Source organism: Peribacillus sp. FSL R5-0717, assembly GCF_038002945.1.
In the GTDB taxonomy this organism is placed as follows: domain Bacteria; phylum Bacillota; class Bacilli; order Bacillales; family DSM-1321; genus Peribacillus; species Peribacillus frigoritolerans.
Map to the genome: position 1 here is coordinate 4,786,335 of NZ_JBBOOF010000001.1, position 14,824 is coordinate 4,801,158.

Annotated in this window: 12 protein-coding genes; 11 read left to right on the top strand and 1 reads right to left on the bottom strand. The window is 40.3% G+C overall.

Annotation, left to right across the window (positions count from 1 at the left end; genetic code table 11):
• Positions 1-692 precede the first annotated feature (692 nt).
• Together NYE65_RS22985 and NYE65_RS22990 are read left to right on the top strand one after the other, a co-directional pair.
• On the top strand, positions 693-1,991 hold the full coding sequence (locus NYE65_RS22985; RefSeq protein WP_340861788.1) for an MFS transporter: 1,299 nt from the start codon (positions 693-695) through the stop codon (positions 1,989-1,991).
• Positions 1,992-2,012: 21 nt separating this feature from the next.
• The gene (locus tag NYE65_RS22990; RefSeq protein WP_340861789.1) at positions 2,013-2,999 is read left to right on the top strand and encodes a 2-hydroxyacid dehydrogenase; all 987 of its coding nucleotides are present in this window, start codon (positions 2,013-2,015) and stop codon (positions 2,997-2,999) included.
• 259 nt (positions 3,000-3,258) lie between these two features.
• Here the strand turns inward: NYE65_RS22990 and NYE65_RS22995 are convergent, their stop codons facing one another.
• A complete protein-coding gene (locus tag NYE65_RS22995) occupies positions 3,259-3,426 on the bottom strand; it encodes an aspartyl-phosphate phosphatase Spo0E family protein (RefSeq protein ID WP_082352106.1) in 168 nt (55 codons plus the stop codon).
• A 542-nt stretch (positions 3,427-3,968) separates the two neighbouring features.
• Here NYE65_RS22995 and NYE65_RS23000 point away from each other — a divergent pair.
• The 9 genes from NYE65_RS23000 (at position 3,969) to NYE65_RS23040 (ending at position 14,759) form a co-directional block, all read left to right on the top strand.
• Positions 3,969-5,711, top strand: a complete 1,743-nt coding sequence (locus NYE65_RS23000) for an alkaline phosphatase D family protein (protein WP_057276004.1) — start codon at positions 3,969-3,971, stop codon at positions 5,709-5,711.
• A gap of 70 nt (positions 5,712-5,781) precedes the next feature.
• Positions 5,782-5,994 carry a twin-arginine translocase TatA/TatE family subunit gene (locus tag NYE65_RS23005; RefSeq protein ID WP_034312740.1) on the top strand — a complete coding sequence of 71 codons (213 nt, stop codon included), beginning with the start codon at positions 5,782-5,784 and terminating at the stop codon, positions 5,992-5,994.
• 146 nt (positions 5,995-6,140) lie between these two features.
• Positions 6,141-6,842, top strand: coding sequence for a twin-arginine translocase subunit TatC (gene tatC, locus NYE65_RS23010; protein WP_412762738.1), 702 nt, complete (start codon positions 6,141-6,143; stop codon positions 6,840-6,842).
• A gap of 542 nt (positions 6,843-7,384) precedes the next feature.
• A complete protein-coding gene (locus tag NYE65_RS23015; protein WP_340861791.1) occupies positions 7,385-8,017 on the top strand; it encodes a YitT family protein in 633 nt (210 codons plus the stop codon).
• Positions 8,018-8,386: 369 nt separating this feature from the next.
• Entirely contained in the window at positions 8,387-9,799 is a 1,413-nt protein-coding gene (locus tag NYE65_RS23020; RefSeq protein ID WP_057276002.1) for an amino acid permease, read from the top strand.
• Between the two features lie 167 nt (positions 9,800-9,966).
• Positions 9,967-10,422 carry a hypothetical protein gene (locus NYE65_RS23025; RefSeq protein WP_340861792.1) on the top strand — a complete coding sequence of 152 codons (456 nt, stop codon included), beginning with the start codon at positions 9,967-9,969 and terminating at the stop codon, positions 10,420-10,422.
• A gap of 70 nt (positions 10,423-10,492) precedes the next feature.
• Entirely contained in the window at positions 10,493-11,323 is an 831-nt protein-coding gene (phnX, locus tag NYE65_RS23030) for a phosphonoacetaldehyde hydrolase (RefSeq protein WP_264640961.1), read from the top strand.
• Positions 11,324-11,498: 175 nt separating this feature from the next.
• Entirely contained in the window at positions 11,499-13,262 is a 1,764-nt protein-coding gene (xsc, locus tag NYE65_RS23035; protein ID WP_340861793.1) for a sulfoacetaldehyde acetyltransferase, read from the top strand.
• Between the two features lie 144 nt (positions 13,263-13,406).
• On the top strand, positions 13,407-14,759 hold the full coding sequence (locus NYE65_RS23040; protein ID WP_340862173.1) for an aminotransferase: 1,353 nt from the start codon (positions 13,407-13,409) through the stop codon (positions 14,757-14,759).
• The last annotated feature ends 65 nt before the right edge of the window (positions 14,760-14,824 follow it).

The window sequence follows — 14,824 nt, forward strand, 5'->3', positions numbered from 1 at the left end:
TAGATCCTCAAGGAGAAGTAGTTGGCGTATCTCAATGCACTGTGAGGAGCGGAGAATGAGACAAAAAATATAGATGTAGTGAGAAAGAATGGGATCTTCGTTAAACATCCCGGCTTTCATTAGGGTTAGTAAGTCAAATAGAAAAGTGGATACAGTTGCGCCAAGCGAACAATTAATATCCCACTTATCTGGTAGATTTCAGCTGCCTTAACAGGTACGTCTATGGTCGGCCCACATGTATCAGGAGCGCTTGCTTTTCTTATAGAAAAATAATAAAAGCTTAACCGTCGTTTAACGTTGTCTGAGATTTATGAGAGATAGAATGGGCTCTCAACCATCCCGGCAGCAAAGCTAGAGATAGAAATGAAATGGATTGTGGGATAAAGTCTGTTAAGATTTTACTACTAAAAAAAACGTCTATCAATTTTCCCCACTTGGCATATAACATTTACTAGGAATATAATCCTGAAAATAAGAATAAAGATTGACATTCACACATCCTCATAATACGATACTTTACAGAATAATAGGAATTATCTTTTTATTTTTTTGTTATAAAACCAAAACTTAGTTTTATATTATAAAACAAAAACCTCCTTGTATATACATATTCTCCAAGAGTGAACTGGGCTTTTTCTTATTTTGGAAGCGCTGCCAATTTAGGCGTTTTATATAACAAGGGGGGATAAGGTATGGAAGCAAGAATGGAAACAAAGCAAGAAAAGCCATTAAATTTTGGCCGGAAATTTCGCTGGACAGTCGTCATCTGGTTATTGATTGGGGGAATAATCAACTATCTAGATCGTGCCAATCTCTCCATTGCAGCTCCCGAAATGATGAAGGAACTCGGGCTAAGCGTGACCGAAATCGGGTTATTAGGAACCTTTTTTTCTTGGAGTTATGCATTAATGCAGCTTCCTTCAGGCTGGCTGATCGATCGGTTCGGGACCAAAAAGGTGTATACAATCGCGCTTATTTGGTGGAGTGGTGCGACCATTTTAACGGGAGCCGTTCATAAAATGGGTTCATTTATTGCTGCAAGGATTTTACTTGGAGTGGGTGAAGCACCGTGTTTTCCTACAATGGCTAAGATTACATCGTATTGGTTCCCAAAAAAGGAACGCGGCCTGGCAACTGGAATTTGGGATTCTTCTTCCAAATGGGGACCTGCCATTGCACCGCCACTTCTCGTTTTCATTATGGTGACTTTTGGGTGGAGAGCGTTGTTTTATATTACGGGTGTAATAGGCATCATTTTCGCGATCGGTTTTGTTATTTTTTATAAAAATCCTGAAAAAAGCCAAAAACTTTCCGAGGAGGAATTTGAATACATTAAGTCGGAAGGTGGTGGAGTGGAGCAAGGCATTCAATCATCAAAAATAAAATGGGGTTCGTTATTTAAATATCGAAGCGTATGGGGGATGATTCTAGGCTTCTTCTGTACCATCTGGATCTGGAATATTTTCCTTGTATTCCTTCCCCTTTATTTGTTTGATGTCCATCATGTCTCACTTAAAGAAATGGGTATATATGCTGGTATTCCTTGGCTTGGCGGAATCTTTGGCAATATTTTCGGAGGATATCTTACTAAAAAATGGGTCGACAAGGGAATTACTACACCTATTAAAGCAAAGCGTGCCTTAATTAGTATATGTGCCATCTTGGCCGCTATTGTTGTGTGTGCAGTTCCACTTGTTAAAGGGCTCGCTATTACCTTACTTTTACTGACCCTTGCTCTTTGTTTTATTTCTGCCATTACAGGCAGCGCATGGGCACTCGCCGGCGACATTGCCCCTCCTTCTATGGTTGCTTCCGTAGGAGCAATTCAGAATTTTGGCGGTTATTTTGGTGGAGCCTTTTCCCCTGTTGTGGCAGGCATGATAGTGGATACAACTGGTTCTTACTCTCTCGCCTTTATATCTGGCGGTTTAATCGCCGGATGCGCAGCAATCTGCTATTGGTTTATTGTAAAACATCCTATTCAAGAATAGTATTATCGAGGAGGAAATAAATTGAAGCCAAAAGTGTATATAGCAAGACCAGTACCGGCCGAGGTAGAGGCATTTATTTCGAAGTATTGCCAGTATGAAAAATGGAACGGCCCTGAACCCATTACCAGAAGCCAACTGTTAAAGCAAATTTCTGATGCGGAGGGACTGCTCATCACAGGAGAAAAAATAGATGATGAATTTCTGGACCATGCACCACGTCTAAAGGCTGTCAGCAATATCTCGGTAGGCTACAACAACTTTGATCTGGAGGCAATGAAAAAGAGAAGCATAATCGGTACTAATACACCTGGTGTTCTCGATGAAACTGTGGCCGATTTAGCTTTAGCCTTAATGCTCTCAGCAGCCCGTCGTATTCCGGAAATGGACAAGCTTGTAAAGGATGGCAAGTGGGGAAATAAAAGCGATGAACTCCTCTTTGGCGTTGATGTTCATGGAAAAACATTGGGCATCATCGGTATGGGGAGGATTGGGGAATCTATTGCAAGACGAGCCAAATTCGGTTTTAACATGGAAGTTTTGTATCATAATCGGCGAAGGAAATCCGAAGTGGAGGAAACGCTCAGTACAACCTATTCTTCTTTAGATCACCTTTTACGGGAATCAGATTTCGTTCTATTAATGGTCCCTTATACTCCGGAGACGAGGCATCTTATGGGACGGGAGCAGTTCGCACTGATGAAAAAATCAGCGATCTTTATCAATACATCCCGGGGTCAGACGGTGGACGAAAAGGCCCTCATAGAAGCACTGCGAAATAAGGAAATTCTTGCAGGCGGTTTGGATGTATTTGAAAAGGAACCCATTTCGCATGACAATCCGCTTTTAGCCATGCCTAACGTGGTAACCCTGCCCCATATAGGTTCAGCAACTCATCAAACACGATTTGATATGGCCATGCTTGCGGCGAAGAACCTCGTTGCAGTTGTTACAGGAAGGGAGATAAGCAATGTTGTCCCTGAATTGAAAGGATTTCAGTCACTAAAATAGTAATGAATCATTAACACAGCGGTAATATTAGGTTGACCCATTTAAAAGAATCTTTGATAAAAAAGGCATCCATTCATTTTGGATGCTTTTTAATTAGGAAGAGTGATGATGTTAACAATTACTCTAATGATTTAGCGGATATTACATAAAAATTAGACCACGAGTCCAAGAAAAATATAAGAAGTAAGAGAAGCATGAACTACACATGATGGTTCCATGAAGTATTAGTAGAAAAATCAATCAGGCTTCATTCCGCTTTTTAGACATATTCTAAATCATTTGGTTCTTTTTCATTTGTAAGTAAATTCAACAGTTCATCTAGTTCCTGGCTTTTATGTAATGTTTTTGGGGCAGTAAATCCATAAATCAATCCGGTGGTTATTAGTTCTTTCCTCAATATCTCAATTTTTTCAAATAATGCTTCCATACTCTCCAATGCCGAATCCTCAAGTGCTTTCTTTTTTTGTTATGAAACTATTATTACATAAATTAGGATGTTTTTAAATTAAAAGTGAGTATTCACTTATAAAATTATTACTGAAGTATTATTAGCCCGATTTCAGAAAACCATGATGATTTCTAAACCTTCCTTTGAATCAAGGTTTCCTTACTGCGGTGGGATCCAACCAAGTGATGGCGATCTTTCTTTTATTCCATTATTTCGCTGGCTTGTTTAGGCTTTTATAGTTTTAAAGGTTTATTGTAAAAATAGCCCATGGAAGTTATTTGTAACGATTAAATAAATGATTCGTTAAGAGAACTAGGCTGAAAGACTGTCGTTATATGTAAAAGTTTGTAGGGCTATGTAAATGCATGAGTGAATCAAAACTCTTTTTGTATTCAATGGGTATCATAAGACCTGCCTAAAAATCCCTAATTTATTGATTTATTGATTTACACATCTTCATACCCCTTTAAAAATGGCCTTCTATACTTGAACCAGATTCAAATAATAGGAGGGAAAGATCAATGAATAATGAAAGAGCAATGGATGATTTAATTAAGAATTGGAGCGAATTAGGTAAGAATATGGACCGCCGAAATTTTATCCAGGGAGCGAGTAAGCTTGCCGGACTTTCATTAGGTCTTGCTCTTGCCCAATCAATGGGCGGGATTGAAGTGAATGCTGCCCCGAAATTCAGTGATTATCCATTTACTCTCGGTGTAGCTTCAGGAGATCCGCTCTCGGACAGTGTCGTTTTATGGACAAGGTTGGCACCGGATCCGTTGAATGGAGGAGGAATGCCAAAAGAAGCCATTTCGGTTAAATGGGAAGTGGCAAAGGACGAGAATTTCAGAAAGATTGTCCAGCAAGGCAAGGAAATAGCCAGGCCTGAACTTGGCCACTCCGTACATGTGGAAGTAAGCGGGTTAAAACCTGATAAAGTCTATTTTTACCGTTTTAAAAGCGGTGGGGAAGTAAGTCAGACTGGGAAAACGAAAACACTTCCGCCAATAGGTTCAAGTGTTTCGAGCTTGTCATTCGCGTTTGTTTCATGCCAGCAATTTGAGCATGGTTATTATACGGCCTATAAACATTTGGCAAAGGAAGATCTGGATATTGTCTTCCACCTTGGCGATTATATATATGAATATGGACCAAATGAATATGTTTCTTCTACAGGTAATGTCCGTGTACATAGTGGACCAGAGATCATTACACTTGAAGATTATCGGAATAGATACGCACAATATCGCTCTGATACCCATTTAAAAGCGGCACATGCAGCTTTCCCATGGGTCGTGACTTGGGATGATCATGAAGTTGAAAACAATTATGCAAATGTCATCCCGGAAAAAGGACAATCGGTAGAAGCTTTCATCAAGAGAAGGGCCGCCGCTTATCAGGCTTACTATGAGCACATGCCCCTTCGTAAATCATCTTTGCCTAAGGGAGCGGATATGAGGTTATACCGAAATTTCACATATGGCGACCTGGCCTCTTTCTTTGTATTGGATTCACGTCAATACCGGGATGATCAGGCAAACGGTGATGGAAGTTCACCGCAAACGCCTGAGTCACTTGATCCGAAACGGACATTACTAGGTCCAGAGCAGGAACAGTGGCTAACTGACAATCTATCAAAATCAAAAACGAAGTGGAATGTTCTGCCACAGCAGATTTTCTTTGCACAACGGAATTATGGAACACCAACCGCCCCAAAATTCAGTATGGATTCCTGGGATGGTTACCCGGCAGCACGCGATCGCTTAATTGATGTAATCAAAAGCAACAACCTGGAAAATCTGGTCGTATTGACCGGTGATGTACATGCGAGCTGGGCCGCCAATTTAAAGGCGGATTTCGATGATCCAAATTCAAAGATTTTCGGAGTGGAGTTTGTCGGCACTTCGATCACATCTGGTGGAAATGGTGCGGATAAGCGTGCGGACACGGATAAAATACTAAGTCAGAATCCGCATATAAAGTTCTTTAATGATTACAGGGGATATGTCCGGTGCAAAGTAACACCAGAACAATGGAAGGCGGATTACCGTGTAGTCCCATTCGTGACAGAACCAGGTGCGGATATATCGACAAGAGCATCCTTTGTTTTTGATAAGGATCAAACAGGGCTGCGAAAGGTTGCATCAGCAGCGGTTATGGAAGGTGTACAAAAAACGAACGAAGTCGAGGAGGATCGGACACGTGCCCATAATCGCGCACATGAAAAACAAAGAATGAAAAGTCAGGGGAAAGTGACTAATTGATAGGGAATCCTTATGATGCTTGACAGGAATGTAGCGAAGAAAAATGAGAAGAACAGAGGAGTGAGTAGGAATGCTTTCAAATATAGGAATACCCGGTTTGGTGATTGTCCTTGTGATTGCACTGATTATTTTTGGACCGTCCAAACTTCCGGAAATAGGCCGTGCATTTGGCCGGACATTATCCGAATTCAAAAGTGCAACCAAAGGATTGGTGAATGATACAGAAAAAGAAGAAGAAAATGAGAATAAAGCTGCATTAAGAGCTGTTAAAAAAGAGGGATGAAGTAAATGAGATAGAGCGGGCGGAAAGACTCGCCTGCTTCTTTTCATGAGAAAGGTTAGAGGGGACGCTATTTGCAAAATGGCAAATAATATGTCTAAAAAGGGGGAGTGAAAGTGGAGAGTAAGGATTTACACGTTATTGAGCATATGGAGGAACTCCGAAGCAGAATCATTAAAACACTGATAGGCTTTGTGGCCTTTTTCATAATGAGCTTCATATTCGTACAGGATATTTATAATTTACTTATTAAAGATTTGGAAGGAAAGCTTGCCGTGCTCGGGCCGAGTGAGGTCCTATGGGTATATATGATTATCGCTGGGGTTTGCGCAATTGCTGCAACGATTCCGCTTGCAGCCTATCAGTTATGGCGCTTTGTGGCTCCAGCTTTGAAACCGGAAGAGAGAAGGGTTACATTTCGCTTCATACCCGGACTGTTCATTCTATTCATCACAGGTATCTCATTTGGATATTTTGTGTTGTTTCCAATAGTTCTGGGTTTCCTAACTTCCCTATCGGCCGGGCAGTTCGAGATGATGTTCACTGCGGAAAAGTATTTTCGTTTCATGATTAATTTGATCTTACCTTTCGGGATTTTATTCGAGATGCCGCTTGTGGTCATGTTCCTGACCAGATTAGGCATCATCAATCCAGCAGTGTTGAAAAAGTCTCGCAAGATTTCTTATTTCGTCCTGGTCATCATCTCGATCCTGATTACGCCTCCAGATATAATTTCGGACATTTTGGTTATCGTCCCTTTACTTGTGCTTTATGAAGTGAGTGTCCAGCTGTCCAATATGGTTTATCGTAAAAGGCTAATGAAGGCTGAGTCAGCATTATCCGTGACATGAAAAGGATAATCACAGCCTATTGAAAGTAACATTTCTTGGGAAATAATTAATGGAACAATAAAAAGTTGAGGGGCCCCCTCAGCTTTTTATTGTGGGATAATACTTTTTGGGAATGATTAGGGGGATGCTTTTGCATTTACCTTTGCCTTCTAACCAATATGATTATGTAAGGGGACGAAGTTTTAACCTGTAAAAGCCTTCTATTTGTCCAATCCTGTGGAATTTAAATTATTTAAATCAAAGTTTTTGTCAACTAATCACAAGTTACATAGGTTGAATATAAACTCTGCAATGTCTAAATGATTATGTAGGACCATGAACATCTTCTAGTTTTAAGGGGGTGTTTTATTTTTTTTATTTAGAAGGAAAGAGGATTCTGGTTAGCGAATAATTGTAATCACTTGAATTGAAAAATGCATTCTTTGTAATAACATTCCAAAATATCGAAAGGTGAAAGGTTCGAATCTTATTATCGTTCAAGTATAAATATATATTTAGGGGGGAGAGCATTATCAAAATATCGAACAGGATGGTGAGAATGTATGAAGGATTTATTGAAAATTATCGCAGGAAACATTTCCATGACCTTTGCCTATGCTTATTTAATCGTCCCCAATGAAATCATCAATGGAGGGGTAACTAGCTCGGCATTATTATTGAATGCATTATTGGGCTATAACATTGCCATGCTCGCCAATTTGGTTACAGGAATACTGTTAATCATTTGTTTAGTGTTTCTAGGGAAAGAGTACTTTTTTAAGTCGATCGTAAGTTCCCTTAGCTATATGGTTTTTTTTAATTTTTTTTATTCATTGAACTTTCATTTTGATATGAATATCGTTTTAGTGATTTTCATTTCGTCGATTTTTATATCGATAGGATATTATTTATGTATAACTGCAAATGCCTCCACTGTTGGCTTTGACGTGATCGCCTTAATTTTACATCACAAAAATGAAAAAATAGATATTGCTGCGACAATACGGATTATTAATCTTATCGTACTGATATTGGGCCTTCTGGTTTATGGTTATGCATCGATTGTTAAGGGAATTGCTTTTACATTGCTTTTTTCATATCTTTTAAAGAAAATGCTGGATAGGAAGCAGAAGGCAGTAACGTCAGCTACGGAAAGTGTGTTGGATGAAACACCAAAGGTAAATGAAGTAAAATAACTAAAATTGCAGACTTAATGGACATCGTTTTTTATATGAAAATGTTCATTTTGTTATCTAAATATTCTGATTTTTAAATTGACTTTAAAAAAATCAGAGTGTATTATACACATAGAAAGTGGTACTAACATCATGACGTAGTGATGTTAGATTCGCTTCGTTTTCCAAAATAGCCTTAAGGAAGGAGGACTAGTAATATAGAATCTTAAGTTCATAGCGTCATACCCTGTGTTGTTTTTAAAATGCCATGTTTCCAGTTCCCACTATCTTTGTGAAAGTGTAAAGGACAGGCAGCTGAAAAGCCTGCTTTACATTCAAGTAGCGATTATCTTAGTTGATTCCCCAAATTATTGAAAGTTGGTGGAGGGTATGAAACATCAACAGGAAGAACTGAAACCAGGTCTGAAACAAAGACATTTAACGATGATATCTTTGAGTGGTGTCATAGGCGCTGGTTTATTCGTAGGAAGCGGTATCATTATTGGTCAAACGGGCCCCGGGGCGATATTATCATATGTTTTGGCAGGCTTGATCGTTGTTTTAGTCATGAGGATGCTTGGGGAAATGGCCACAGTGAATCCTAATACTGGATCTTTTGCGGTTTATGCAAGAGAAGGGATAGGTGAATGGGCCGGTTTTACAACAGGTTGGTTATATTGGTTCTTTTGGGTTATCGTAATTGCTTTGGAAGCAACGGCCGGAGCAGCAATCATTCACAGCTGGCTTCCTTCCGTTCCCGTCTGGGTCATAAGTCTATCATTGATCATCCTATTGAAAATGACGAATATTTTTTCCGTGAAATCGTTTGGTGAGTTCGAATACTGGTTTTCAATCATTAAAATAATCAGTATCATACTATTCTTGTGCCTGGGGGTGGCAGTGATATTAGGGTTTATCCCAACGATAAAACCACCTGGCACTTCCAATCTTTTAAACTTTGGCGGGTTTATTCCAAATGGTCTAAGTTCTGTGCTTGTTGGTGTTGCAATCGTTTTTCATGCATTTGTTGGAGTGGAGATACCAGCGATTGCCGCGGGTGAAACCAGTGATCCGGTCAAATCAGTTAGAAGTGCATTGAATAGTGTGGTTTGGCGAATCCTGATTTTCTATATCGGGTCCATCGCCATACTGGTGACGCTATTACCTTGGAATTCGGCTTCTTTGCTGAAAAGTCCATTTGTCGCCGTACTTGAAATGCTGGGAATCCCTTCTGCTGCCCTGATCATGAATATAGTGATTCTCATTGCATTGCTATCCTGTTTGAATTCGGGATTATATACGAGTTCACGCATGTTATTTTCACTTGCACAAAAGGGTGACGCCCCAAAGCTATTTTCTAAAGTGAGCAAGAACGGTGTCCCTATATTTGCTGTAGTCGGCTCTACTATATTCGCCTTTATCAGCACCATTTTCAGTTATGTTTCACCAGATAAAATCTTTTTCTTTTTAGTGAATTCCTCGGGGGGAGTCGGAATTCTTGTTTATCTGGCCATTGCGGTTTCCCATCTCCGATTAAGGAAGAGAATGGAGAAGGAGAATCCTGGAATATTCAAGATCAAGATGTGGTTATTCCCGTATTTGACTTATGCAACCATCATTTCCATGATTTCAGTGTTAATATTAATGGCTTTTATCGATTCGCAGCGTCCGCAGTTCATATTTACCATGCTATTTAGCTTGATCGTTATTTGTTCATTCTTTTTCATTCGGCGAAAAAAAGCGAAGTATTTGGAGAATGAATTAAATATTGCTTCTGGTTCCCCTAATTCTGAAAAGTTTTAGCTTTGACTCTACCCCATTGGTTTAATTTAAGGTTACTTCTATGGAATTCCTCAGACAAAATTCTTCAATTCACTAATCAGCTAGAATATGATTCCCATAGAAAAAGAGAATTGTGCCAATAAGTGCTTGGTGCCATCTGTCTTTTAAATCATGAAGGAGGGGGTATATTGAATGGTTTCCGTGAAATAACCAGTGGAGTTGTCCTTGGAGCCATATTGCTGTCAGGCTGCAGCAATTCAGCTGAACCGGACGAGGCTCAACAAGAAAAAAGTCCAATCATGAATGAAAATCCGGAATCAAATACGGGTGAAACCCAAAATCCGGAGGTCATTAAAAAAGGTGTCGGCGATGTGATTCAATCCATAAAAGAATTGGAATCAGAATTAAGTGCGGAAGCGGATCCAGAGAGAATTCAAGAAATGGGAAAAGATATGAGTTCTATTTGGGATTCGATAGAAAAGCAAGTGGAAGATGAATACCCGGATTGGTATGAAAGGATTGAGAAAAACCTTTACCCATTAATTGGGGAGTCAGGGAATCCAGAAAAGGACCTTGAAAAGATTAAACGACTCTCTGAAGCTACAAAGGAAGATTTACAGTTATTTTTGGAAGAAGTTAATTGAATTCTCTTTATACCCTGGTTTAGCAAGTTTGGTGATTTTGGAGGAGGTAAGATGAGGAGGGGAGCATAGATTGGAAAGGGCAAAAGAATGCAAAGAGGTTCAAGCAGTGATATTCGATTGGGCAGGAACGACGGTGGATTATGGTTGTTTTGCACCGGTTCAAGCATTTGTCGAGATATTCAGGATAAGGGGGATTGATATTACCATTAAGGAAGCAAGGGAACCTATGGGTTTATTGAAAATGGATCATATTATGGAACTCCTGAAAATGAAACGAATCTCTAATTTGTGGAGTGCTAAATTCGGGAAAGAACCGGACGAAAGAGATCTAAATTCATTATATAAAGACTTTGAGGCTTTGCTTTTTAAAGTTCTAAAGGATAATGCCAAGCCAATACCCGGTGTAATTGAATTAGTCAGCCGTTTAAGGCAGCAAGGAATAAAAATCGGTTCGACAACGGGGTATACTCGTGAAATGATTGATGTTGTTAAAGAAGAGGCGGAAAAATGGGGCTATCAACCCGATTCCATCGTTGCGTCCACCGAAGTGCCTACAGGTAGGCCTGCTCCTTGGATGTGCTTTAAGACGGCGATGAATCTCCAAGTGTATCCACTCAGCAAAATCGTTAAAGTGGGTGATACGATCAGTGACATCAAAGAAGGAATTTCTGCGGGAATGTGGACTGTTGCCGTATTGAAGGGCGGCAGTGAAATCGGACTTTCAGAAGCAGAAATCAGTGAAATGGACCCTTATGATCTGCAAAAACGGATGAAGCATGCAGAAAACCGTTTTTTAAATGCAGGTGCCGATTTCGTAATTGATGAAATAGGTGATTTATTGGAGATCATCGATAGAATCAACTACAGATTGACTGAAAAAAAGGATATATTTATTGGTTAAAAAAGAGTCAAATACATGTGTTAGTGCCTATGCTGGACAGAGATTTTAAATTAATTCGAAATATTCAAATTATTTATTGACTGTTACGTATAATGGTAGTATTATACATCTTATAACTGGTACGGACGTCGCAACGTCATTATCAGAAATAAATTTTAATTAAGGAGAATGTGCTATGGTCGAAACAAAAATGTTAAGAGGTACGAAAGTAAAAATGACACCAAGTGAAGCCATCGTTGAGACATTAGTGGCCGAGGGAGTTAAACATATCTCGGGAATTTTGGGATCTGCTTTCATGGATATGCTTGATTTATTGCCAACTGCAGGCATTCGTTTCATTGGTGTCCGCCATGAACAAAGTGCAGCACATATGGAAGATGCTTATTGTCGTGTCTCTGGTGTTGCAGGAGTTGTCATCGGGCAAAACGGACCAGGAATGACGAATATGGTCACCTCTGTCGCAGCGGCCAATCAAGCTCATACTCCAATGGTGGTCATATCACCTTCAGCTGGTACACCAACAGTTGGATGGGATGGTTTTCAGGAATGCGATCAGGTTTCCATCTTCAAGGCAATCACGAAAGAAACAGTTAGAGTGACACACCCAGGCAGGGTCGCTGATTGCCTAAGGACAGCGTTTCGGATTGCCTATGCCGAGAGGGGACCGGTTTTATTCGATATCCCTCGTGATTACTTCTATGGTGAAGTGGAAGATCAAATACTTCAACCACATCAATATCGCGTGGATGAAAGGGGCTGCGGGTCTTCTGAATCCTTGGATAGAGCGGCAGAAATTTTAGCCGAGGCACAGTATCCGGTGATCATTTCCGGTAGGGGAACGGTTGATTCAGATGGCATTGAGGAAATTAAGAATATGGCAGAATATTTAACGGCTCCGGTAGCTGTCTCATATATGCATAATGATGCTTTTCCTGCCGATCATCCATTGTCAGTCGGCCCAATCGGTTACATGGGTTCAAAGGCTGCGATGAATACACTTAAGAAAGCGGACGTCATATTGGCGATAGGCACAAGATTATCGGTATTTGGAACGTTACCATGCTATGACATTGATTATTTCCCTAAAGATGCGCAAATCATCCAAATTGATATTAACCCAAGACAAATAGCGAGGACGCACCCTGTGGAAGTGGGGATCATCGGAGATGCCCGCGAAGCGAGTCGTGAAATCTTGAAACGGTTGAAGGCTAATAAACCAAACCTAAAACAAGAAAAAGAGCGGATAGTAGAAGTTACGAATGAAAAACAAAAATGGGAAGAAGAATTGGTGAATCTTGCGATGATCGATGGAACCCCGATCAATCCGCGTCGGGCCCTATTGGAATTGACAAAAGTGTTGCCTGAAAATGCCATCGTTACTACAGATATCGGTAATGTATCTTCAACTGCAAACGCTTACTTGAAATTCAATCAGGGACGCAGGCATATCGCTGCGCTTACATTCGGGAATACTGGATTTGCTTACCCATCCGCACTTGGTGCCAAATTAGCTGAGCCAAATACGCCTGTTATAGCCATTGTTGGAGATGGCGCGTGGGGCATGAGCTTACATGAAGTGAGTACGGCCGTGGAAGAAAACATACCGGTCATAGCATGTGTCTTCAATAATAATGCTTGGTGCGCTGAGAAAAAGAATCAGGTCGATTTTTATAATAACCGCTTTGTAGGCGCGGATATCCAAAATCCTGATTTTGCAGAAGTTGCCCGATCAATGGGTGCTGTAGGCATTAGGGTGGAAAAAGCAGACGAGTTAGGCGCTGTCATTGAAAAAGCAATAAAGTCAAACAAACCGACTGTCATTGATATACAAGTGGATGGAACACAATTGGCTCCGCCATTTAGAAAGGATGCATTAAAAATGCCTACTAGATTATTAGAAAAATATTCTCATTTAGATCATAAAAACTGGGATAAATAAAAAAAGGTGATAGGACAGCTGCGATGACTTGACGAACGGTTTGGGTCATCGCACCATCACCAATTCGCTTTAAAAGGTCTGTAACAGCATGGGAACTTAACTTAGTTGCATTCGATGAAAAATAAGGGGGTTTCAAAAGTGAAGATGGAAACTGAAACGAAAGACCTTGTTCAAATGGATAAAGACCATTTATGGCATGCGATGCATCGCTATAATGAAAAGGATGCTCCCATGATGGCTACAGAAGGATCCGGCTCATGGTTCACAGATGCTAAAGGGGATAAATATTTAGATGGTGTTTCCGGTTTATGGTGCTTGAACCTTGGTCACGGACGAAAAGAGATTGCCCAGGCAGCCTATGAACAAATGATTAACTTATCTTACTTCCCTTTAACATTAAGTCATAGGCCGGCAATCGAATTATCTGCAAAAATAAGTGAACATTTAAAGGGCCCTTATACAACTTTTTTTACGAACAGTGGCTCTGAGGCGAATGAGACAGCTTTTAAAATAGCCAGGCAATATCATTCCCAAAATGGAAATCAGGGTAAATACAAGTTCATCTCAAGGTATAGAGCTTATCATGGCAATACTTTTGGCGCGCTCAGCGCAACTGCACAGGCTAATCGGAGAGTGAAATATGATCCGGCGGTTCCGGGTTTCCTGCATGTTCCACCCCCGTACAGTTATCGAAGCCCGTTTGGGGAAAACGTTGAAAACTCCGATTTGCTTGCAGCTGAATATATCGATCAGGTCATTAACTTTGAAGGAGCTGAAACGGTAGCGGGCGTTATCCTTGAACCATTCATCTCTGGTGGCGGGGTCCTTATTCCTTCAAAAGAATACTTAACGAGGGTTTCGGAAATCTGTAAGAAGCATGATGTTCTATTAATTGTGGATGAAGTGGTTTCAGGTTTTGGAAGAACCGGAAAAATGTTTGGGTTCATGCACTCAGATGGGGTTCAACCGGATATTGTTACGATGGCAAAGGGTTTGACCAGCGGTTATCTTCCACTTGGGGCAACGGCAGTGAATTCCAGGATTTATGAGAAGTTCAAAGACAACGGAAATTTAAATCATTTCAGGCATGTGTCAACATATGGAGGCCACCCTGCATCTTGCGCAGTTGCGCTAAAGAACATTGAAATCTTGGAAAATGAAAACATCGTTCAACGAGTATCTGAACTTAGTGAATCGACACTAAGCGCGCTCTTTGAATTGACAGCCCTGGATAAAGTAGGGGAGGTTCGGGGAGTTGGGTTTTTATATGGCATTGAATTAGTGGAAGATAAAAAGACAAAAACGCCTGTTTCCGAAGAGTTCATGGGTAAAATAATCGGGACTTGCAAGGCAAAGGGTCTTATCATCGGACGCAATGGTGATACGGTTCCTGGATATGGTAATGTACTCATCATTGCACCGCCTTTAACTTCGACCATTGAAGATTTACGCTTTGTCATAGAAACGGTTAAATCGGTTTTATGTGAATTATGCTAATCAAAAAGATGATTAGCTTTAGGGTGCTATCTATATAGAAGAAAAAAATGAAGATGGGCATGATA